Source organism: Desulforhabdus amnigena (genome assembly GCF_027925305.1).
In the GTDB taxonomy this organism is placed as follows: Bacteria; Desulfobacterota; Syntrophobacteria; order Syntrophobacterales; family Syntrophobacteraceae; genus Desulforhabdus; species Desulforhabdus amnigena.
Genome location: NZ_BSDR01000001.1, coordinates 626,128 through 648,666 on the forward strand (window position 1 = coordinate 626,128; position 22,539 = coordinate 648,666).

Here is a 22,539-nt window from a genome sequence, read left to right on the forward strand (position 1 = left end):
CATGCAGAACTCTTACATCATGGACTGCTCACAGGAGGGAGAGCAAATATGGGAAAGATTCTCGCAGTGTATGGAAGTCCCCGTCGCAACGGGAATACATCCATACTGCTCAAGCAGGCCGTGCAGGGCGCGCGTGATGCCGGGGCCGAGGTGGAAGAGGTGGTGTTGCGGGATTTGAAAATGTCCCCGTGCCTGGAAATTTACGGGTGCAAGAAGAACGGGCGCTGCGTGATCCAGGACGATTTTCAGGGAGTTTACGACCGGCTCATCTCCTGTGACGGACTGATGCTCGCTTCTCCTATTTTCTTTTATACGGTGAGTGCTCATACCAAGATCCTCATGGACCGTTGCCAGTCTTTGTGGGTAAAGAAATACTGGATCGAAGAAGCTGTTTTCGGTCAGCGGAAGCCGACACGCAAGGGACTTTTCATTTCGGTTGGAGCCACGAGGGGGAAGAGACTCTTTGACGGAACCCTGTTGACGCTCAAATATTTCTTTGATGTGCTGGACATGGAGCTTTCGAAATCCCTGCTCTATCGCGGATTGGATTTTGAGGGAGATGTCCTCAAGCACCCGGAACATATCGAAGAGGCGTATCGGGCGGGAAGGGATTTTTTCCAGGACCTTCAGCCAAGGGAGAAGGGGTGAGGTAGGTTGGGCGCGTGAAAAAATTCATTGTTTTGAAGAAAAGGAATGGGGAGAGTCCCATCTGGAAAAAGGGCCCATGGGGGGCTGTCCGCATCATTACCCCCTATTTCAGGCAATATGCCTTGAGAGTCTCTATCGGCTTTCTGACCCTTGTTTCAGTGGATTTTTTTCAGCTCGTGATTCCCCGGGTCATCAAATTTGCCGTGGATGCGCTGCAGAAGGGAACGGCCACACCTCATCTGCTTTTGAAGTACGGGGCATATATCGTTCTACTGGCCTTATTGATCGCCGTCATGCGATTTTTCTGGCGGAACCTGCTCCTGGGGTTTTCCCGCCTGTTGGAAACGGATCTAAGAAATCGCATGTTTTCTCATATCTTATCTCTTGATAGGGCCTTTTTTCAGCGCAAAACGCCCGGGGATATCATGGCGCTCGCCACCAACGACCTCTCTTCGGTCCAGCTCGCGAGCGGAATGGGATTGGTGGCTTTTGTGGATGCGGTGTTCATGGGGTTTGCCGCCATTGCCTTCATGGCCTACATCGATCCAGTGCTGACGGCCATCGCCATTGCCCCCATGCCCGTCCTGGCCCTGCTCACCCGCTTTCTCTCTTCCCGCCTCCATCGGCGATTCAGAAAGGTTCAGGAACAATTTTCCTCCATGACGGAATTCGTGCGCTCCACTTTTTCATCCATCCGCCTGGTCAAAGCCTACAACCAGGAAGCGTTTCAGGCCTCCCGTTTCAATGCCATGGGGGAAACCTATGTTCGTGACAACCTGAGTCTGGCACGCATATACGGAACCCTTTTCCCTGTATCCGGATTCATTGGAAACATCAGCATGCTCCTGGTGCTTTTCTTTGGAGGGCGCATGACTATCGGTGGAACCATCACCGTCGGGGATTTCGTGGCTTTTATAACGTACCTTTTTCTCATGACATGGCCCATGATGGCCCTGGGATGGGTGACGGACCTCTTTCAGCGAGGCGTCACCTCTCTTCAAAGAATCCAGGAACTGCTTCGTGAGGAACCGAAGCTCAAGGGGCCCGTTGTTCCTGTTAAAACCGCCATCACGCGGGGCGACATCTCTATCAGGGGATTGTCTTTTTCCTATCCCAATCAGCAGGGGCAGGTTTTAAAAGGGATTCATTTGAATATCCAGCCCGGCATTTTTCTTGGGATTGTGGGAAAAACCGGCGCCGGCAAGACCACCTTGTGCCATCTCCTCGCCCGGCTCTATCCCGTCGAGGATGGAACGGTTTTCTTCGACGGCATGGACGTGAATACGCTTCCTTTCGAAGCGGTAAGGGGAGCCATCGCTTACGTACCCCAGGAAGTGATCCTCTTTTCCAATACCATCGCCTTTAACATTGCCATGGGACGACAGGATGCCTCAGAGGCGGAAATCGAAGCAGTAGCCCGTGCTGCCGCTATTCATGACGAAATCGCGGCCATGCCCGACGGCTATCAGACGCGGATCGGCGAGAAGGGGGTTAAGCTTTCGGGAGGACAGCGCCAGAGGCTTGCCATAGCGCGGGCGCTGCTTTTGGATCGTCCTATCATCATCATCGACGATGGACTGTCGGCCGTGGATATGGAAACGGAGCACGCCATCATCGGTTCCATCGCCGGTTATCTCAAGGGGCGTACCTGCATCGTCGTTTCCCATCGGGTCGCCCCGTTGGCTGATGCCCATGAAATTGTGGTCATGGAGGACGGACGGATTATAGACAGGGGAACTCATGAGCATCTCCTGAAGCAGAACGCTTTTTATGCGACCATTTACAGGCAGCAAACCCGTAATGCATGATTTTTCAGGAATCGGGAAAAAAATATGAATCACGAATACGGTTATTTCGAAGACGATCACATTGGCCATATCGGCGATATCAGACTTTGGCGGCACCTTCTGGCATTTGTGCTGCCCCAGTGGCGGTGGGTTGCCCTGGCCGTCTTTCTCTCCATTGGAATCACGGCTGCAACCCTGGCTCTGCCCCGCCTGGTTCAAATGGGAATGGACCGCTACATTGTGGATGCGAGCCTGGAGATGGGACAGAGGATCGACGGCCTGACAAAATTGGGAAGCATCTTCCTGCTGGTCGTCCTCGCGGGGTTTATCGTCAATTTCTTTCAGGTCATGGTGTTGGAGTGGACCGGCCAGAGGGTCATGCACGCTCTGCGGCAGCGCCTTTTCCATCATATTCTGGAGCTGAACCTCTCCTTTTTCCACAGGCACCCTGTGGGCAGGCTGGTTACGCGGCTGACCAACGACATTCAAAACATGTACGAGATGTTCACTTCGGTGATCGTTACGCTCTTCAACGATGGGGTCAAACTGATAGGTATTCTGGGGATTCTTTTCTGGATGAACTGGCGGCTGGCCCTGATCCTGAGCCTGACCTTCCCCGTCATGCTTGTGATCACGCTTTACTTCGGCCGGTTGAGCCGGGATGCTTTCAGACAGATTCGCACCCATCTTGCCGCCATCAACGCCTATATCCAGGAAGCGGTTTCGGGGATTTCGGTCATCCAGATCTTTTTGAGGGAAAGGGATACGCTTCGGAAATTCAACGAGTTGAACGATCGCTATTTCCGTTCCACCTTCTACCAGATACGGATTTTCGGGATTTTCATCCCCTTGATCGAAGTGGTGAGCTCCGTATCCATGGCTCTGATCATCTGGTATGGAGGCGGGGAGATTCTGCGTGAGCACATGACCATTGGTGTTCTGACAGCCTTCATTTCCTACATGCGGCTTTTTTTTCAGCCGTTGCGCGAGCTCTCTCAAAAATACTCCATCGTGCAGTCTGCCATGGCGTCGGCGGAAAGAATCTTTCACCTGCTGGAAAACAAGGAAATTTTGCCGATGCCTTCGCAGCCGGTTTCGCCTCCGAAGGTGGACGGAGAAATTGCCTTCGAGCACGTGGATTTTGAATATGAACCGGATCAGCCGGTGATCAGGGACCTCTCTTTTCATGTGCAGCCCGGTGAAACCCTGGCTGTCGTGGGAGCGACGGGTTCGGGCAAGACCACGCTCATCAATCTGCTGGAACGGCTCTATGATCCTCTTCGGGGAAGGATCACCATCGACGGTCAGGATCTCCGAGAGCTGGACCTTCACTGGCTCCGGGACCAGATCGGGCTGGTCATGCAGGATGTCTTCATCGTTCCCGGGACCGTCAGGGAAAACATCCTTCTGGATCGCCGGATTTCCGATGAAGAACTGGACCGGATCGTGCATCTCTCGCAGTTGTCGGAACTGGTGAAAAATCTTCCCGAAGGGCTGGAAACGAAAATAGGGGAGGGGGCCATGGATTTTTCGGCCGGCCAAAAGCAGCTCCTGGCCTTTGCCCGCGTGCTTGCCCGAAATCCGCGAATCCTGGTCCTGGATGAAGCTACGGCCAATGTGGATACGGGAACGGAAATGCTCATCGAACAAGCCATCCAGGTGGCCATGGCTCATCGGACGAGCATTGTCATAGCGCACCGGCTTTCCACCATCAGGCGGGCGGATCGCATCCTCGTTTTGGATCAGGGCCGCATCGTGGAACAGGGAACCCATGAAGACCTGATGTCCCGCAATGGGCTCTATTATCACCTGCAGATCCTGCAAAACGGGAATCACCGGGGCGATGCCCCGGGACTTTTCCAGGGGGATGCTGAAAGAAACGCTTTCACATAAGGCGGTGCGGCTCAATGCGAAAAGCGCTTTAAGGAGAGTGATGAAGAGGCTCAGAAAAGAGACTTGATGATTGGAACGACGGCCACCAGAATTGGAGCCATAGCGAGGGCGGGCAGGAAGTTTGCCAGGCGAATCGCTTTGAGATCCAAAAGCTTGAGGCCGATACCCACAATGATGAGTCCTCCCGTAGCGGTCATTTCCGTGATCATGGGGTCCGTGAGGATTCCGGCGAAAACGCCTGCAAAAAAAGTCAGGCTGCCCTGGTATATCAAAATGGTAAATGCCGAGAGGCCTACCCCCCAGCCCAGGCTTGAAGAAAACGCGATGGCGGCGAAAAAGTCCAGCATGGATTTTACGGCCAGGGTCCTGTAATCGCCGGAAAGGCCGTCCTGGATGGAACCGAGAATGGCCATGGGGCCCACGCAGAAGACAAGGCTTGCCATGACGAATCCCTCGCTGAAATTGCGGGCGGTTTGCCCTTTGGTTCCTTTGGAAAGACTCGATTGCAGGAATGTGCCCAGTTTCTGCAATCCTTCGTCGATCCTGAGCATTTCTCCCAGTATGGCCCCCGTGAGGACAGCACCCAAAACGATGAGGATGTTCTTGGTCTCAAGGGCCATCTGCAACCCTACCAGAGTCGTTACCAGCCCCAACCCTTGAAGGGCGGTTTCACGCATCTTTTCCGAAAGTCTGGAACCGATGGTGACTCCCAGCATACTTCCCGCAAGAATGGTCCCCACGTTGATGGTGGTGCCTACCATTACATCATCTCCTTCTTATTTGGATGCATTGTTCCGCATGGATTCCATATGGTGTCCCTCTGTTTCCAAAAGCCCGATTCTTTCCACCAATGGCGGATGGGAATAATGAAACACCACGTAGAGGGGGTGGGGTGTCAGGTTTGAGAGATTGTCCAAAGCGATTTTTTTGAGGGCGGCAATGAGGAAATCCGGTGTCTTGAGGAAGCTGGAGGCGAAAAGGTCCGCCTGGCGTTCAAAACGCCGTGAGAGGGCCGTGTAGAAGGGTTGAAGGAAGAAGCCCGCTTTCTGCCAGAGGATGCCGATGATGAAGAGCCCGGCGTATACTTGAGACGCGTGGAAGCCGAAAGTTGAATACATGAGGGGCCACTCCATAAGGCGATAGGTCAGATAGAAGCCGACGAGCATGGAGAGTTCAAAAAACAGAAGCTGCTTGGGGACGTGCTTTGCCTTGAAGTGCCCCACTTCGTGTGCCAGGACCGACAGAATTTCTTCGTGCGAGTGAGATTCGATGAGAGTGTCAAATAGCACGATCTGCTTGGTTTTTCCAATTCCTGTGAAATACGCGTTGGTATGGCGGCTCCGCAGACCCGCGTCCATCTGAAGGATCTTTTTTACTTTGATCCCGTTTTCTTCCATGAGGTTTTTTATCTTTTCCGAGAGCTCCTCGTCCTGAATCGGTTCGAATTTATTGAAAATGGGTGCGATGAGGATCGGGTACAGCACTACCAGGGTGAGCTGCACGGCAGAAACAATGAGGAAGGCCCACAGCCACCAAAGAGTGGGTGAGATTCGAATGACCGACAGGACCGCGCTCAAAAGAAGGGCGAACAAGATAATGGAAATCATTCCCGATTTGACGTGATCCATGATCCAGAGGACGAGGGTGGAGCGGTTGAAACCGAATTTTTCTTCAACCACGAAGGAGTGGTAATAGTCGAAGGGGAGCTCCGCGAGGTACAGAATGAATCCAGGGATCATGAAAAAAAGGAAGCCCGAAAGTATGAAGTGAAACTGTGCGTCTTCCAGGCGATTGCCCAGGGCCGGCATGAATCCCGAGAGAATCAGGGCCAGGAGGATCGCCTGGGATGTGAGGTCCGAGACGAGACCGAGCCGGGTTTTGGCCCGAGTGTAGGCTGTGATCTGCGAGAGCTTCTCCTCTATGAGGATTCCTTCGAAAAAAAGGGGAACGCGACTTCCATAGCGTTTCATATATTCGAGGTTGATGCGCTCCAGCCAAAAAGAAAAAATGAACTGGAGGATGTAGATCGCCAGGAAGCTTGTGAGAATGTAATTTACTTGAAGCATTTGGAACTCTCGGTGTTTGTGGTCTGGTAAATAAAAAAGAGTCTGTCTCTTTTTAGAGAGGATAACATGCCTCAGAGGAGGTGCAGTCGTGACCGGATTGCGCTACGCAGGCATAAAAGCCCTGGAAATTCCATCAGGCATCCGGTCTGACCACGCTTTTCATGGGGTCCGCCCAAGGGGCATCTATGGCTTAGAACCTATCCGGAGACCCCCGTGTGGACTTTGCGACACCCCTGTTGGTCCCCCTTTGAGGAGGGAATTGAAGGGGGAGCCGCTCTGCCGAGGCAGGTTTTCGGATAGGCTCTTAATCGAGATAGTACCTTCTATTGGTCAGGCTCAACATCCTTCAAAAATTCACCGTATTTCTTTTTCATGCATTCGGGACAGATGCCATGGCTGAACGCAAGATCAATATGCTGGGCAAAGTAGGATTCGATCTGTTGCCAATAGTTGTTATCGGTACGGATCTTTTTGCAGAAAATGCAGATTGGCAAGATGACTTCCTTGAGCTGATTCAATTGCATGAGAGTTGACTTTAAGTCATGGGTCACCTCCTGCAATTGGATTTGATACTTGTCGCTGATCGCGATAACCTTGTTGAATTTATGGAGGAGCTTCTCATATTCATCGAGCAGAATTTTATACTCGTTGTAAATGGGAGATGAGCTTCCTGAATGCAGCGATAGACATTTCTCCGCCCTCTGGACAATCCTGTCTTCCATTTTCACCTTTCTCAATTCGACCGTAACCTTTGGAATTCAGCCCTCTACGGGAATTATATTGAACGGCAGTTTCACGTCTTCACGAAAGTCCTCCGCCAGGTCCAAAGCGCGAGAATTTTCCCTGTCGTAGTACCAGTTGATGACGATCTCCTTGCCTCTCGCTGCCGCATTCCCCAGCATGTCCAACATATCCAACATGCACTTAATACTGCTGCTGTTCATATAGATTACCTTAATATCCAACTGAAGAGACTCCGACTCCTCGAGATACTCCTGCAACCAGGAGAGTACAGGAGTGTAGAATTCGAAAGAATTCTCCGGGTAGGACTCCCCAGACAATTCGAGAATGCCTGCTGATAAATCGGATCGGATAGCCGGCGTTGATGTGGTCGGCTGAACATTCAATACTTCCATACTCTAACCCTCAAACCTCGGCAGTGAGAACAAAGAAATTGTAGTTGTCGTTGATCTCGTTTAACAGGTATTTCAGCTTTCTGGAAGATCTTCGTGCGATATCGATCAGGCCAACACCGGCCCCTGTGGCGTTTGGGGGGACTTCCCTTCGAATCTGTTCCCGGTAAAGTCTCTTCAGTCCATCCTTGTCGAGGGCATTGAGTCGTTCAATTTTTTCAACCAGTTCGGTTGCATCGTATTTTTTGATTATATTACCGGAGCTTATGGTGTATTTACCATTTTTCTTCGCGATTATTATAGTGGCGATATTGAATTCCTTGGGAGGAAATTGTTTTTTTGTGAGATAATTTTTTACATTCTGCGTCAGCTCAATATAAACCGCGAAAACATCCATCATGGCATCTTTTTTAATTTCCTCATTTTCGAGGTGTCTCCGGATCGCAAGGCCGAGCTCTTCAATGATGCTGTGTAAAAATGGACCATTGAAACAGATCAAAATTCCCTTCTCAGTGAATTGGTTTTTCAGCCTCATCATCTCATGCATCACCATTGGTTTTTCCTCCAGTCATCATACTAAAACCCAGGAAAAGGATATCATCGCGCTGCGGAGCTCCTCCGCGATATTCGGCCAGTTCACGTCTGTACATCTCTTCCTGTTGCTTCATCGGCAGGAAAGCGAAGGATTGGATCATTTCCATGAAACGCCCCCTTCCCATACTGAATCCCTTTGCGCCTCCGGCCTGATCCAGGATGCCGTCGGTGGTGAGATAAAGTTGCGTGCCCTTTCTTACATTGAGTTCGTGGTTCGTATAGGAAAATTCCTCAGCTAAGGTTTTATAGCCGATGCGCTTCCTGTCCCCCTTGATTTCTGAGACCCTGTTTCCGTCGAAATGATAGAGAGAGATGCCTGCACCTGCAAAAACAATCTTAGCTTCTTCCGGGATGCAAAGACACAACCCGATGTCAAGACCTTTATCGATGAGAAGGTCCGAAGTGTCATGGTACAGGGTATTCCTGATGAGGTGGTTGAGTTCACCGAGGTTTCGAGCTGGGTCTTCCACGCAAACGGCATCCGGGATGTGATTGAGCAGGGCATTTACTGTCATGGTTATTAACGCGCCGGGCACTCCATGACCCGTACAGTCGATCACGGCGATCAGGAAACGCTCCCCGACCTCCCTGAAGTAGTAAAAATCGCCTCCCACGATATCGCGCGGCATGTAAAGAATGAAATATTCCTCAAGATATCGATCGAAGAGAGAAGTCCGGGGAAGTATGGACGATTGTATCAGCCTGGCATAATCGATACTGTCCATGATTTGCTTCTGGGCTTCTTGCAGCTTGTGGTAGGCATTGCTCAACTCCGTCGTTCTCTCCTGAATTTTGTTCTCAAGATTCCGAGTATAATCGAGAACGGTGGCGGTCATCGTATTGAAGGCTACGGTCAGTTGACCGATTTCATCATTGCGTGCAGCAGGAAGAGAAAAGTCGTATTCCCCTTGCGAGACCCGTCGTGAAGCATCTGTAAGGTTTGAGAGAGGCCTCAGTACGATTTTGTTCAGCATGGCGGTAACGATCAAGGGCATCAGGAAAAGAGACAGGAGGACTACGGCGATGATTGGCAGGAAATTTGTGATCTTCAGGATCTGGGATACATCCATCAAGACCACGTTATACCAACCGATTCCTTTCATATAAGTCACAGCTGCAAGATATCGCTTTCCCTCGAGGGTCATCGGAAAGGTCTCTACTTCTCGCTTTTCCAAGCTCAGATCTTCGATGGCTTGAGTGAGGCGGTCTTTGTCCTCCTGATTGCCCATAAGGCGATATACCATAAGCTTTTTTTCATCCTCCCACACGGTTGCGTTATGTTTGACGTATTCTCTGTTCGGATGGGCTTGAATGATGCCGGCCCTGTCCACTAATATTGCGGATATCCCTTTATCCTTCGACAGGGTGATTTCATTAATGAAATCACTGATATCGATCCCGCTTCCGCTCACACCGATTTTGTAGCCGTTCTCATCCTTCAAAACGGCATTTATCCATACTTTGGAGTCATTAATGATCGCATTGTAATCCACGTTCAGGATGAAGGTATCCACTTTCTGCAGAGCATCGAAAAACCATCTGTCTGCCGGCTTCTTTTCGCTAAGGAGGGTAATATCGACTTTTTGCGCTTTGGTGTCGTACACATAGTATCGTTTCGAATTCCTCACAGCGATGAAATAGCTTTTATCACGAAAAATGTTTCGATAGCTTTCCAATGCCTCGAAAGCGAGCTTTCGCAGGTTCTCATCTTCCTCGTCCCGGCACCAATCCTTCAGTATCCGGTCGTCAGCCATTTTCAGGGCTAACGCCACTTCACGATCGATCACGGAGAGAATCTTGTTTTTTTCCAGCAGGGCGTGTTTTATGGCAAACTTCGTTCCCAAGTCCCTGATAATTCTGTCGGTGCCCATGTAAAAGGCAATGAGAGTGAGGGAGCCAATGATCAAGAAGACCAGGCAGGTGATCAGAGTAAATTTGCTCTTGAGAGTCCTCATGGTTGTCCCTCATCAAGCGTACTTGCTGCTGCAGTACGAACTGATAAGAATAAGTCATAGTCTCAATACCTTTAAAAAAAGCTTACTATATCATATATACTAATAAATGATCCTTGAAAAAACTTCCTGAAAACGCTGGGCATGGGCATTACAAGAGGATTCATTCTTTTGGACTACAGAGACTACAGAGACACGGAGAACATAGAGATTTCATTTGGAGGTCTTTCTCTGTGCTCTCCGCGTTTCCGTGATTCATATGACAATGGGGCGATAAGAAGAGCCATCTAAAATATAGAACGAGAACGGGTGTGGGACATTGTGATTGGTTGATTTTTCCGGTTTGGAAAGTTATATTGTCAAAACATGCTTGGTTTTGAATGAAGCGAACATTGTTGAACATCATCAGGTGGATCCATTCGGTTTTTTGTCTGTTTTGCAAATAAATACGATGGATTGAGTTGGTATCTGCTCAAAGTCGGTTTTTACCCCTCTTTTTAAAAGGAGCAAGAAAATGACCATTTTTAAATGCAACAATTGCGGAAACACCATTGAAGTTGAAGTTCCTCCCGACGTTTGTCCTTCCTGCAAGGAAAAGTGTGAATTTGTCGATGTGACCTGTTACATTCCCGAATGCGGTGGTCCGGAATCTCACAATATCAATCCGCAGGTATTCCAGGAAAGCTACAAATCCGGCGAGAAATAGTCGCTCTCCGAGTTGTCCGCTCCTTTTGAACAGTTGATCTCAGCGGATTCCCTTTGATTCTCTCTGTTTGGTCTTGTGCACTTCCCTGCAGAAATTGAGTTCGAGCGTTCAGTCACCTATCTTGCACCGTTTATATTATACCTCAGCTTCCTTTGAATCGGAAATCCTTGATTTTTAAGGGCATTATTTTGCCTCTTCCGCTTGACTTGAATGATGCCGTGGCTAATTTTTACTACAACGATGATATTTCAAGTTAAGTCCATGTAGTGAAAACCTCATTCGAAAGGAGGGGTACATTCATGAGAGACAAAGGTGGTTTGCATCTAAAAGTCCAGGAATTTTGTGATTGCTATGCAACGACGGATCCACTGAGAGAGATGTCGGTGGTGAAATCGGAACCCGATAAGGAGGAAGGAGCCTTCAAGTGGCTGGCTCTGGCCGCTTTGCATGGGATCAACAACAATGCCAAAAAAATATCTATCACCAAGACCCCGTCTGGCGAGGTAAAGGTGATAGCCAAGTATCGTAAGTCCGAACTCCCCTCACCGGGCGCCGAAGTGGGGGAAAAGATCTTTGAAACCGTGAAAGGGATCACTCACATCGAGGGTGGGGAGGGAAGCCTCCCGCTGGCCTTGGGGATTCGGGACAGTAGCATTGAACTCGTTGTGAGTATGGAGCAGGATGAAGAAGGAGAATCGGTTACTATAGAATTTCCCAAATAGTGGCTTTCCTTCATGGATGCTTCAGATGTGCTTGTGTAATACGGAGTTTGGTGTGTGGACTCTCGTATGACGGGTGTGAGTAATATCAAGAACTTTCTTGTTCCTTGGGAGCAGGGTTCCGGTTTTTTTCCTGCAATATCGGCAGAAGGTGGTCCAATATGCCGTTGATGAAGGCACCGGAGTCCTGGCTCCCAAATGTTTTTCCCAGTTCTACCGCTTCGTTTATGGAAACCTTGAGCGGGATATCCGGGCGATAAAGCATTTCGTAGAGTGCGATGCGCAGGATGTTCCGGTCGACGACGGGCATTCTATACAAGCGCCAGTGCTGGGAGGATGAGGTGATCAGTTCATCGATTTCAGCTTGGTGCAATTCGACCCCCTGGACCAAATCTTCCGCAAAAGGCCTTACGTCCATCGGAATATCAAAGTCCATATCCTCTTCATCATCGAAAAGCTTGTAATAAAGCTCAATGGCATCTTCGGGAGGCGTCTCGCTCAGTTCCATGGCATAAAGGATTTGGAGCGCGATTTCTCTCGATCGCCTTCTTCGACTCAATTTCAATTTCACTTTTTGTATCTCCGGAGAAGCGCAAGGGGCGGTTGAAAAACCCCACCCCTTTTTCAGGCTTCACTCATATTTATCAAAATCTATCTTACAGAAAATTCGCTTTCCGCTGTATCCCGGCAAATCACATTGATTAACGGAGACGCAGAGGGCATAAGGATTTCATTTGAAAGTCCTTTCTGTGCCCTCTGTGTCTCCGTGGTTCAGATGAAATCCGACAATGTCACTTTAAATCGTTCAGTGGTCAGTGGAGTGAGAACTTCTCGCCACTTGCTTCGACGAACCACGGAGTCCCGTGGAGATATATTCAAGGGTTGAGCGTCTTGATCAAGTTGGCCATCTCTATGGCTGCCATGGCGGCATCCCAGCCCTTATTGCCCGCTTTGGAACCTGCACGTTCGATGGCCTGTTCCAGGGTGTCTGTGGTGAGAACTCCGAATACAACGGGGATATCCGTTTCCAGGCTGACATGAGCGATGCCCTTGGATACTTCATTGGCCACGTAGTCGAAATGAGGCGTAGAGCCGCGAATAACCGCTCCAAGGCAAATGACGGCGTCATACCGACCCGTTTTGGCGACCTTTTTGGCCAGGAGTGGAATTTCAAAGGCACCGGGAACCTTGAACAGGTCAATGTCTTTCTCATCGGCACCGCTCCGCTTGAGAGCATCGATGGCTCCCCCCACGAGTCGCTCTCCAATGAAATCGTTGAAGCGACTTACAATGATCCCAAAACGGAGATCCTGAGCGAGAAGTTTCCCTTCATAGATTTTCATTTCTGCGCTTCCTTTTCTTCAATGCAGCTCAGCAGATGACCCATTTTCGTACACTTCGTACTCAAGTATCGAATGTTGCATTCGTTGGGGGGGATTTCAAGGGGAACCCTCTCCGTAACGGTGATCCCATACCCCTGGAGGCCGACAATCTTTTTGGGGTTGTTCGTCATGAGCCGCATTTTCCTGACGCCCAAATCCACCAGTATTTGGGCTCCAATGCCGTAATCCCGCAGATCGTCCTTGAACCCGAGCACCCTGTTTGCTTCCACCGTGTCGTAACCTTGCTCCTGAAGAGCGTAGGCCTTGATTTTATTGACAATACCAATCCCTCTTCCCTCATGATTCCTCATATAGAGTACAATGCCCTGTCCAGCTTTTTCGATTTGCAGCATTGCCGCACGGAGTTGGGACCCGCAGTCGCATCTCAGGGAGCCGAAAACGTCTCCCGTGAGACATTCCGAGTGGACTCTTACGAGGACTTCATCTTCGGGGTGAATCTCTCCCTTGACGAGGGCGATGTGGCTGTATTCGTCAATGTCGTTGCTATATACGATGCATTTGAATTCGCCGCCGAATGCCGAAGGAAGGTTGGCCGTGGCCGCACGGTGAACGAACATTTCATGCTGCATGCGGTAGTTGATGACATCCGCTACGGTGACGATTTTGAGATCGTGTTCCTTTGCAAATTCCTCGAGGTCCGGCATTCTGGCCATCGTTCCGTCATCCTTCATGATTTCACAGATGACTCCCGCCGGTTTCAATCCCGCGAGCCTGGCGAGGTCCACGGACCCTTCCGTCTGGCCCGTTCTGAAAAGAACCCCGCCCTTCCTGGCGCGGAGTGGGAATATGTGGCCGGGACTGACGAGATCTTCCGGCCGAGCATTGTCTGCAATGGCCGTCAGGATGGTGTGGGATCTATCTGCAGCGCTGATTCCCGTCGATACTCCGTGGCGGGCTTCGATGGAAACCGTGAAGGCGGTCTGAAATGGAGAGCGGTTGTCGGAGACCATCATGGGAATTTTCAGGCGTTCAACGTATTCGGGGGTCAGGGAGAGACAGATCAGACCTCGGCCATATTTGGCCATAAAATTGATGGCCTCGGGGGTCACCTTTTCTGCGGCCATGCACAGGTCACCTTCGTTTTCCCGGTCTTCGTCGTCCACCAAAATGACGATCTTGCCCTGGCGAATGTCTTCCAAAGCCTCAGGGATGGTTGCCACAGGCATTTTGTAAAACTCCTTTTATGAAAAAAATGATAAGGGCCCCTATAAGGCCCTGCGCGAATGTATCAAAACCTACTTTCTATAGCATGAACACCGGCCTTTAACAAGCAGGCGGGGCCAAAGAAATGGGGGTTCAGAGGAAGCCGTGCCGTTGGAGAAACGCGGCATCGATACGGCTGGATTTTGTGGACTTCTCTTCCGCCGGCGTCCAGCTACGGAGCATCTTTTCAACGTATTTCCCGATGATATCGGTTTCGATATTCACTTCATCGCCGATCTGAAATTCGCTGATGGTGGTTTCTTTCGCCGTGTGGGGGACGATATTGACATCGAAACTCCCCTCGGAACAGCCGTTTACGGTGAGGCTGATGCCGTTGACGGCAACGGAACCCTTTTCGATGATATAGCGCGACAGCTCGCGGGGTACTTCGAAAAAGAGCCTCCAGGAGCGCCCTTCCTTCTTGCGCTCTTTCAAAACGCCTATCCCGTCCACGTGGCCGCTCACCAGGTGCCCTCCCAGGCGATCCCCCATGCGCAAAGCCCGTTCCAGGTTCAAATGTTGCCCGGCCATTTTTCGCCCGAGGGTCGTTCGGTTGAGAGTTTCCGCCGAAACATCGGCAGTGAATACCGTTCCCTGGAATGAAACCACTGTGAGGCACGCGCCGTCAACTGCGATACTTTCGCCCAGAGTCAATCCTTCCATGGCATAATTTGCCTGGATCACCATTTTAGCATCGGGGCCTTGATGGTCGATGCGCAATAAGGTGCCCGTGCCCTCGATGAGTCCTGTAAACATGCAATCCCCGCTCTAATAAAGGTGTTCGTGGAATCTACCCGAAAGCATCACATCTTCACCGAAGCGCCTGGTCCGGATATCGTATGCCGGCAGTGCTTCGGACATCTTGTCCCTGCCCCGGCCCAAAATCATGGGCACTCCTTCCGGATCTCCCAAAATTTTCGGCGCATAAAAAAAGTGAAAATTGTCAGCCAGACCTGCCTCCAGAAAAGCTCCCAGGACCCTCGCTCCCCCCTCTACCAGGAGGCTGGATACCTGCCGTTTTCCAATCATCTCGGTCATGGCTGCGAGATCGATGTGTTCTTCCTTCACGGGAAGACGGAGCACTTCTACGCCCGCAGCCAGCAGGAGGGCTTCCTTTTCCCGGGAGGCCTTTTCCCCGCAAAACACCCAGACGGGTACCTCACAAGCTGTTTGCACCAGTTTGCTTTCCAGGGGAATTCGCAGATGGGTGTCGAGGATCATGCGGATAGGTTGTCGGCATGGAGGTCTTCCGGACAGGCGCGCGGTCAGCTGAGGGTCATCTTTCAGAGTGGTTTCAATGCCCACGAGAATCCCATCCAAAACACATCGCAGATGGTGCACAAAACGCCTGGACCGTTCGTTACTGATCCATCTGGAGTCTCCGGAATGCGTCGCAATGCGTCCGTCCAAAGTGGCGGCGGCTTTCAGAGTAATGTAAGGCATTCCGGTCGTTGCATGTTTGATGAACGCCTGATTCAGAGCCCGGCATTCCTTTTCGAGGACGTGCGAAACAACTTCCAGGCCCTGGGATCTGAGACGCCCGGTACCACCTCCGGCAACTCGAGGATTGGGGTCGTCCATTCCCACGACCACACGCGAAATTCCGGCATTGAGGACGGCCTCGGTGCACGGAGGCGTCCGTCCATGGTGGTTGCAGGGTTCGAGAGTCACATAGAGCGTTGCTCCCCGTGCATCACTGCCCGCCTCACGCAGGGCATTCACTTCTGCGTGGGGGCCGCCCACTTTTTCATGGTAGCCCTTTCCTATAATGGAGCCGTCGCGAACCACAACGGCGCCCACCATGGGATTAGGACTGGTCCATCCGCTTCCCTTGGCGGCCAGGCGCAAGGCCTCCCGCATGAAGACCCGGTCTTGATCAGAATGTCGAATCATAGATTCACACTTTTTCCATCGCGGCCCAGCTGGAAATTTCAGAAGCAGAAAGATCTGAGGGGCTGATTACTTGAACATGGGGAACGAAGAACAGAATTCCGCCACCTCAGCTTTAAGCGATTTCAATTGAGCTTCGTTTCCTACCGACTGGAGCGCCCGATGAATAAAGGATGCAACCTCATCCATATCCGACACATCCATGCCGCGCGTGGTTGCAGCCGGAGTGCCGATTCTGATGCCGCTGGTGACTTGAGGCTTCTGGGTATCGAAAGGAATGGCGTTCTTGTTGACGGTGATTCCCGCGAGATCCAGAGTTTCCTCTGCGATTTTGCCCGTGAGCGAGGTCGCAGAAAGATCTACCAGCATGAGATGATTGTCCGTACCGCCGGAAACGAGCCTGTAACCGTAGCCTGCAAGTTTTTCAGCCAGCCGCCTGGCGTTGGCTACCACCCGCTTTTGATACTCGATGAACTGAGGCTGCAAAGCTTCGTTGAATGCCACCGCCTTGGCTGCGATGACGTGCATGAGAGGCCCACCCTGAATGCCGGGGAAAATCTGGCTGTTCAGTTTTTTGGCAAACTCCGGTTGAGACAAAATCATACCGCCTCGAGGTCCCCGCAAGGTTTTATGCGTTGTGGTGGTGACAAAATCGGCATGGGGAACGGGATTCGGGTGCTGGCCCGCAGCCACCAGTCCCGCGATATGCGCCATGTCTACCATGAGATAGGCCTCGACACTTTTGGCAATCGCGTGAAAGCGTTCAAAGTCGAGCGTGCGGGGATAAGCGCTCGCGCCAGCGATGATGAGCTTGGGACGGTGCCTTGCAGCCAGTTGTGCTACCTGGTCGAAGTCGATTTGCTCCGTATCCTTGCGGACGCCGTAGGAAACTACGTTGAACAGCTTACCTGAAAAGCTTACGGGACTCCCGTGAGTCAAATGCCCCCCCTGGCTGAGATCCATGCCAAGAATGGTGTCGCCGGGCTTGAGGACCGAGAAATAGACCGCCATGTTGGCCTGAGAGCCGGAATGAGGCTGTACGTTGACGTATTCGGCATTGAAAAGCTTCCGAGCCCGATCCTGTGCCAGAGTCTCGATGAGATCGACGAATTCGCAGCCGCCGTAGTATCTCTTTCCGGGATAACCTTCTGCGTATTTGTTTGTTAAGACAGAGCCTTGAGCTTCTCTAACGGCATCGCTCACAAAGTTTTCCGAAGCGATGAGTTCCAGTTTGTTTTTCTGACGACTTTCCTCTTTGAAAATCAGTTGAGCAATTTCAGGGTCTACAACCATGAGCTGCGACATCCCCTTTCCCTTTCATAAACAGAAAAAAATGAATTGAACCGCTCTGTAGAAATCTGGTGTGGTAAAAAGCGGGATGGAAAAATCTGATTGCCATCCTCCGATTTTCATTATCCCAGCAGAAGCTTACAGGTACCTATCGGTCTTTGGAATTGAGCCCTTGAACCAGGGAATCAATCAAATCCACTCTCCTTTGGTGTCGTCCGCCCTCGAACGGCTCTTTGAGCCAGCTGTCCACCACCTCGAAGGCCAGGTCCTGGCCGATGAAACGCCCCCCCAGGCACAAAATGTTGCTGTCATTATGGCGACGGCTCATTTTTGCGGCATAGGGTTCCGAAATCTGGATGGCCCGGACTCCCGGAACCCGGTTTGCCGTCATGCACATTCCGATGCCGCTTCCACAGATCAGAATGCCGCGATCCGCTCTCCCTTCGGCGATGGCCTGCGCTACCCTTAAGGCGTAAACGGGATAGTCCACGGACTCCATACTATGAGTACCAATGTCTTCTACTTCATAATTTTGCTTTTTTAAATGGGGAACCACTTTTTCTTTCAGCTCGTAGCCCCCATGATCACATCCCACAATGATTTTCATGAAAAATACCTGCTTTTTTAGCCCCCAGAGGGGCGGTATGCACTTGTCAAAAACGTTTTGCTCAAGCAATGAATGTCCGATCAAAACCTGCAGCCCATTTCGCACGGACTGCTACTTGTCGGTCCACCTGCGGAAGACCAGTGTTCCGTTCGTTCCACCGAAGCCGAAGGAATTGGACAAAGCCACGTCGATAAGAGCCTCCCTCGGATGATTGGCCACATAGTCCAGGTCGCAATCGGGGTCGGGATTTTCATAATTGATCGTGGGGGGCATCACCTGCCGCTCCAGTGTGAGCGCAGTGAAGGCGGCTTCAACCCCTCCGGCCGCTCCCAGCAGATGGCCTGTCATGGATTTGGTGGAGCTCACCCCCAATTTTCTCGCGTGTTCCCCAAAGACTGTTTTGATGGCCTGAGTTTCATACTTATCGTTGAGGTCCGTAGATGTCCCGTGTGCATTGATATACTGTACCTCTTCGGCTTTGATGCCGGCGTCGTCCAAGGCCATCTGCATGCAGCGTGCGGCACCTTCACCCTCGGGTGCGGGCGCGGCCATGTGGTATGCATCCCCCGATGCCCCAAAACCGATTATTTCGCCGTATATTTTGGCGCCACGCTCCAATGCCATGTTCATTTCCTCGAGAATGACCACTGCCGCCCCTTCTCCGAGAACAAAGCCGTCCCGGTCCCGTTCGAAAGGACGGGAAGCTTTTTCAGGGGCATCATTTCGCGTGGAAAGGGCTCGCATGGCATTGAATCCCGCTACACAGAGAGGCGTGACAACGGATTCGACACCGCCCGTGATCATGATATCCGCCATTCCGTCCCGCACCATGTGGAAGGCCTGTCCCACCGCATGCGTTCCCGCTGCGCACGCCGTTTGCACCGCGAGATTGGGGCCCTTGGCTCCGTGGTAGATGGAAATCAGGCCGGGAGCCATATTGCCGATGAGCATGGGAATAAAAAAGGGACTCACTTTCTTGGGGCCAGATTCCATGAGGATTTTGTGATAATCTTCGATGGTGGTCAAACCGCCAAGGCCGCAGCCCATAAAGACTCCGGCGCGATGGGCCCTATCGGGGGGGATCTTGAGCTTGCTGTCGTCGAAGGCCAGGCGGGAAGCTCCAAGGGCCAGGCGCAGAAACGGGTCCATTTTGCGGAGTTCCTTCTTGGGAATGAACTCTTCCGGGTGATAGTCTTTGACTTCAGCGGCAATGCGCGTAGCGAAACCGGTTGTATCAAAGCGCGTGATGGGGCCGATTCCGGATTTGCCCGCCATAAGGCTGGACCAGTTTTCCTCGTTGCCTATCCCCAAAGGTGAAACCAGGCCGACTCCCGTAATGACTACTCGACGACGTGAATTGGGTTCCATAAAATTCTCCCTGACTGACTGAACGATGCATGGGTGTAGATGCTGACGGTGTTTGCCCGGAACGTGGCGATTTTCTGGAAATCATTTATGAAACACGAGCACCGCATCACCCCATGTACATGCCCCCGTTGACATGAATCACCTGGCCCGTGATGTATCCGGCAGCATCTGAGGCAAGAAAGTTGACCGCCGCTGCGACATCTTCCGGAGCTCCAACGCGGCCGGCCGGTATTTGTGGGAGGAGCGCCTCCCGGGCCTTTTCCGGAAGTTTTTGCGTCATATCCGTTTCGATGTAGCCGGGGGCTACCGCATTGACCGTAATGTTTCTTGAAATGAGTTCCCGGGCCATAGATCTCGTGAGGCCCAGAATACCGGCTTTGGCCGCAGCATAATTGCACTGCCCTGCGTTACCGATGACGCCCACCACGGAAGTGACATTGATGATCCGGCCGTAGCGCTGGCGCATCATGGTCTTTACAACGGCTTGAGAGCAGAGAAACGCACCTTTGAGGTTGGTGTTGAGCACCTCATCCCATTCGGCCGGTTTCATGAGAGCCACTAGGTTGTCCTTCGTGATTCCGGCATTGTTGACGAGTACATCCACTCGGCCACATGCTTTTGTGATCTCTTTGAAAGCATCTTTTACCGCTTCTGGATCTGAGACATCGAAGGGACGCAAGTGGGGGGTTCCCCCCCGGGCTTCTATTGCTGCCGCTGTTTCTTCGGCTGCCTTGGGATTGGAGTGGTAGTTCACGATGATATCGTGTCCGGGGGCTGCCAGCGCTACGGCAATGGCCCGTCCGATACCCCGGCTGGCTCCCGTTACCACAATCACACGTTGTTCACTCATGGATGCTCCTGTCACTTTATTGGCTCCCTGCATATAAGTAACCGATACGCAGGGAGCTCTCCACCCTTACTAAGAACCTATTCGGAAACTACCTGTGGACTTTGCGACACCCCTCTTGGTCCCCCCTCGAGGGAAGAATTGAAGGGGGGTGTTCGCTGCCGAGGTAGGTTTTCAGATAGGCTCTAAATGCTGGTCTTCGTAATTACGCAGCCGTTTTTTCATACATATTCGTAGGAGCGGCATCCTGCCGCGACAAAGTGCTCGGTTGTCGGTTCCTGTCACGGCTGGAAGCCGTTCCTACAAAGAAATGACCGCGTAATTATGGTAATCCACTATTATGCAACAAAAAAGGCTGCATGAAATTCATGGGCAGCGGAATGCGTGTTCTTTGGCATTCATTGTACCTAGGACTCCTTCCTCAAGCCTACTCTCCACGCTCCTGCTTGATCTTTTGAACGAAGGCCGGGACGAATTCGAAAAGATCGGCGACAACTCCATAGGTGGCCACATCGAAGATGGGAGCCTGTGGATCCTTGTTCACAGCCACGATCACTTTTGAACCCTGCATCCCCACTACGTGCTGGATGGCTCCGGCGATTCCAACTGCCATGTAGAGAGTCGGAGCGACCGTGCGGCCCGTCTGTCCCACCTGATGGGATGGAGCGATCCAACCCTCTTCGACAGCCCCGCGGGAAGCTCCGACAGCTCCCTTGATGAGCTGAGCGAGCTCCTCAACAATCGCGAAATTTTCGGACTTCCGGAGACCGCGTCCTCCGGAAACGATGATATCGGCTTCCGTGAGTTTTGCCGTCTGATCCTGTTCCGGAATGACTTCCAGGACTTCCACCCGGCTTTTGAAGCATTCTTCAGACAGGGTTAAGTTTTCAACGCGCCCGTGATGGCCCGGCTTTTTCTCCGGCTTCATCACCTTGGGGCGAACTGTCGCCATCTGAGGGCGCCGGTTCGGGCACACGATGGTGGCCATGACATTGCCTCCAAAGGCTGGGCGTGTCTGGAGCAGAAGTCCTTCGTCGCTGATGTCCAATTCTGTACAGTCCGCCGTGAGGCCGGTCTTTACCGAAGCGGCCACCCGGGGGATGAAGGAACGACCCATGCTGGTGGCCCCGGCCAGAAGGATTTCAGGTTTCTTCTGACGGATCAGCTCCACGATGGCCTTGGCATAGGCTTCATCCCGAAAATGGGCGAGCTCCGGATGATCCACGACATAGACGACGTCTGCGCCATAGGAAATGAGTTCTTCAATGGTGGTTTTATCGAGCTGGTAGCCCAACAAGACCGCGGCGAGTTCAACGGAGCGTTTGTCCGCCAGCTTGCGCCCGGCGCTCAGCAATTCGTGGCCGACCTTGTGGATGACGCCTTCCCGCCATTCAGCAAATACCCAGACCCCCTTATAGGAAGCTAAATCCGCAGCGGGACCCGTTCCCACCTCCGGGAGGGAGAGCGCCCCGAATTCACAGGTATCTACGCACATGCCACAAAGGGTACACTCATCGGAAATTTCAATGCAGGTTTCTTTGAGCGATATGGCTCCAAAAGGACACACATCCGTGCAGACCCCGCACACAGTGCATTTTTGACGATCGACAATGGCTTTCATAGACCTGGCACCTTGGCTTCCTTGAGATGACGATAGAGTTGTTCGGCCTGTTCCTCGATGGTTCCCTGAATCAAAACGCGATCGGTGCGGCGGGGCGGGCTGAAGACCCTCACCACCTGAGTGAAGGAGCCTGAAAGTCCCACGCTTTCGGGGGGCAGTCCCATGTCCGCTGCGCCCCATACGGGGATTTCGGCCTTCTTGGCGCGCATTTTGTGCCGTAAGGAGGGCAGCCTCGGTTCTCCCACTTCTTTGATAACGGTGAGAAGGGAAGGGGTGGGCATCTTCCAGATTTCCACGCCTTCATCCGTCTGCCGGAAGATCTTTAGATCGCCGCCATCGAGCATTTGAATTTTCTTGACAAAAGTTGCATAGGGAACATCCAGGAGGGTAGCCATTTCGGGTCCCACCTGTGCGGTATCGCCATCCACCGCCTGCTTGCCGCAGAGGATGAGGTCGACGTCTCCCAGTTTTCGAATGGCGGCCGCCAGTGTGGTCGAGGTAGCCCATGTATCGGCGCCTGCAAACGCCCGGTCACTCAACAGGACAGCATCATCCACACCACGGGAAAGGACATCCCGAAGTGCCTCGTCCGCCTGAGGCGGTCCCATGGTCAAGACAGTGATTCTAGCCTGGGTTTCATCTTTGATTTTTAATGCCGCCTCCACGGCGAAAAGATCAAAGGGGTTGATGATGCTTTCCACACCCTGGCGGACCAAGGTATGGGTGTCGGGATCTATCCGTACATTCTTGGTGTCGGGAACCTGCTTGATGCATACAGCAATATGCATGGATCTTTCCTTTTTTCCCATTGC

22 protein-coding genes are annotated in these 22,539 nt (G+C 51.9%); 5 read left to right on the forward strand and 17 right to left on the reverse strand.

The genetic code is table 11. From position 1 onward, the window contains the following. The first annotated feature begins 48 nt into the window (after window positions 1-48). The 3 genes from QMG16_RS02810 to QMG16_RS02820 are packed head-to-tail and all read left to right on the forward strand — an operon-like array spanning window position 49 to window position 4,328. A complete protein-coding gene (locus tag QMG16_RS02810; protein ID WP_281792148.1) occupies window positions 49-648 on the forward strand; it encodes a flavodoxin family protein in 600 nt (199 codons plus the stop codon). A 14-nt stretch (window positions 649-662) separates the two neighbouring features. Further along, window positions 663-2,456, forward strand: a complete 1,794-nt coding sequence (locus QMG16_RS02815) for an ABC transporter ATP-binding protein (RefSeq protein WP_281792149.1) — start codon at window positions 663-665, stop codon at window positions 2,454-2,456. Window positions 2,457-2,480: 24 nt separating this feature from the next. Next, window positions 2,481-4,328 (forward strand): ABC transporter ATP-binding protein, encoded by a 1,848-nt coding sequence (locus QMG16_RS02820; protein ID WP_281792150.1) that lies wholly within the window; start codon window positions 2,481-2,483, stop codon window positions 4,326-4,328. Window positions 4,329-4,378: 50 nt separating this feature from the next. Here QMG16_RS02820 and QMG16_RS02825 read toward each other — a convergent pair whose 3' ends face one another. From QMG16_RS02825 to QMG16_RS02850, 6 genes are all read right to left on the reverse strand, one after another. Then, window positions 4,379-5,089, reverse strand: coding sequence for a DUF554 domain-containing protein (locus tag QMG16_RS02825; RefSeq protein ID WP_281792151.1), 711 nt, complete (start codon window positions 5,087-5,089; stop codon window positions 4,379-4,381). 15 nt (window positions 5,090-5,104) lie between these two features. After that, window positions 5,105-6,394 carry a M48 family metallopeptidase gene (locus QMG16_RS02830; RefSeq protein WP_281792152.1) on the reverse strand — a complete coding sequence of 430 codons (1,290 nt, stop codon included), beginning with the start codon at window positions 6,392-6,394 and terminating at the stop codon, window positions 5,105-5,107. A gap of 323 nt (window positions 6,395-6,717) precedes the next feature. Continuing rightward, entirely contained in the window at window positions 6,718-7,116 is a 399-nt protein-coding gene (locus QMG16_RS02835; protein ID WP_281792153.1) for a hypothetical protein, read from the reverse strand. Between the two features lie 36 nt (window positions 7,117-7,152). Further along, window positions 7,153-7,530: a biofilm regulation phosphoprotein SiaC gene (gene siaC, locus QMG16_RS02840; RefSeq protein WP_281792154.1), complete on the reverse strand. Its 378-nt coding sequence runs from the start codon at window positions 7,528-7,530 to the stop codon at window positions 7,153-7,155. 10 nt (window positions 7,531-7,540) lie between these two features. Further along, window positions 7,541-8,080 (reverse strand): SiaB family protein kinase, encoded by a 540-nt coding sequence (locus QMG16_RS02845; RefSeq protein WP_281792155.1) that lies wholly within the window; start codon window positions 8,078-8,080, stop codon window positions 7,541-7,543. Next, window positions 8,067-10,076, reverse strand: a complete 2,010-nt coding sequence (locus QMG16_RS02850) for a SpoIIE family protein phosphatase (protein WP_281792156.1) — start codon at window positions 10,074-10,076, stop codon at window positions 8,067-8,069. Before QMG16_RS02850 ends, QMG16_RS02845 begins: the two co-directional genes overlap by 14 nt. Window positions 10,077-10,587: 511 nt before the next feature. On the opposite strand from QMG16_RS02850, the gene QMG16_RS02855 reads away from it, so the two are divergent. Further along, entirely contained in the window at window positions 10,588-10,779 is a 192-nt protein-coding gene (locus QMG16_RS02855; RefSeq protein WP_281792157.1) for a rubredoxin-like domain-containing protein, read from the forward strand. Between the two features lie 299 nt (window positions 10,780-11,078). Beyond that, window positions 11,079-11,501: a hypothetical protein gene (locus tag QMG16_RS02860; RefSeq protein WP_281792158.1), complete on the forward strand. Its 423-nt coding sequence runs from the start codon at window positions 11,079-11,081 to the stop codon at window positions 11,499-11,501. Between the two features lie 85 nt (window positions 11,502-11,586). On the opposite strand, the gene nusB is transcribed toward QMG16_RS02860, so the two are convergent. The 11 genes from nusB to QMG16_RS02915 form a co-directional block, all read right to left on the reverse strand. Then, window positions 11,587-12,069, reverse strand: coding sequence for a transcription antitermination factor NusB (gene nusB / locus QMG16_RS02865; RefSeq protein ID WP_281792159.1), 483 nt, complete (start codon window positions 12,067-12,069; stop codon window positions 11,587-11,589). A gap of 304 nt (window positions 12,070-12,373) precedes the next feature. Beyond that, window positions 12,374-12,841, reverse strand: coding sequence for a 6,7-dimethyl-8-ribityllumazine synthase (gene ribH, locus QMG16_RS02870; protein WP_281792160.1), 468 nt, complete (start codon window positions 12,839-12,841; stop codon window positions 12,374-12,376). Continuing rightward, the gene (locus tag QMG16_RS02875; RefSeq protein ID WP_281792161.1) at window positions 12,838-14,067 is read right to left on the reverse strand and encodes a bifunctional 3,4-dihydroxy-2-butanone-4-phosphate synthase/GTP cyclohydrolase II; all 1,230 of its coding nucleotides are present in this window, start codon (window positions 14,065-14,067) and stop codon (window positions 12,838-12,840) included. The genes ribH and QMG16_RS02875 overlap by 4 nt, the downstream gene beginning before the upstream one ends. A 130-nt stretch (window positions 14,068-14,197) precedes the next feature. Then, window positions 14,198-14,860 (reverse strand): riboflavin synthase, encoded by a 663-nt coding sequence (locus QMG16_RS02880; protein ID WP_281792162.1) that lies wholly within the window; start codon window positions 14,858-14,860, stop codon window positions 14,198-14,200. Window positions 14,861-14,872: 12 nt separating this feature from the next. Then, a complete protein-coding gene (gene ribD, locus QMG16_RS02885; protein WP_281792163.1) occupies window positions 14,873-15,997 on the reverse strand; it encodes a bifunctional diaminohydroxyphosphoribosylaminopyrimidine deaminase/5-amino-6-(5-phosphoribosylamino)uracil reductase RibD in 1,125 nt (374 codons plus the stop codon). 66 nt (window positions 15,998-16,063) lie between these two features. Continuing rightward, window positions 16,064-17,299, reverse strand: coding sequence for a serine hydroxymethyltransferase (glyA, locus tag QMG16_RS02890; protein WP_281792164.1), 1,236 nt, complete (start codon window positions 17,297-17,299; stop codon window positions 16,064-16,066). A gap of 133 nt (window positions 17,300-17,432) precedes the next feature. Next, entirely contained in the window at window positions 17,433-17,891 is a 459-nt protein-coding gene (gene rpiB / locus QMG16_RS02895; RefSeq protein ID WP_281792165.1) for a ribose 5-phosphate isomerase B, read from the reverse strand. 111 nt (window positions 17,892-18,002) lie between these two features. Then, complete coding sequence (fabF, locus tag QMG16_RS02900; protein WP_281792166.1) at window positions 18,003-19,259, reverse strand: beta-ketoacyl-ACP synthase II; 1,257 nt, start codon at window positions 19,257-19,259, stop codon at window positions 18,003-18,005. A 106-nt stretch (window positions 19,260-19,365) separates the two neighbouring features. Then, window positions 19,366-20,109, reverse strand: coding sequence for a 3-oxoacyl-[acyl-carrier-protein] reductase (fabG, locus tag QMG16_RS02905; protein WP_281792167.1), 744 nt, complete (start codon window positions 20,107-20,109; stop codon window positions 19,366-19,368). 424 nt (window positions 20,110-20,533) lie between these two features. Then, window positions 20,534-21,727, reverse strand: coding sequence for an electron transfer flavoprotein subunit alpha (locus QMG16_RS02910; RefSeq protein WP_281792168.1), 1,194 nt, complete (start codon window positions 21,725-21,727; stop codon window positions 20,534-20,536). Further along, a complete protein-coding gene (locus QMG16_RS02915; RefSeq protein WP_281792169.1) occupies window positions 21,724-22,515 on the reverse strand; it encodes an electron transfer flavoprotein subunit beta/FixA family protein in 792 nt (263 codons plus the stop codon). Before QMG16_RS02915 ends, QMG16_RS02910 begins: the two co-directional genes overlap by 4 nt. Window positions 22,516-22,539: the final 24 nt, after the last annotated feature.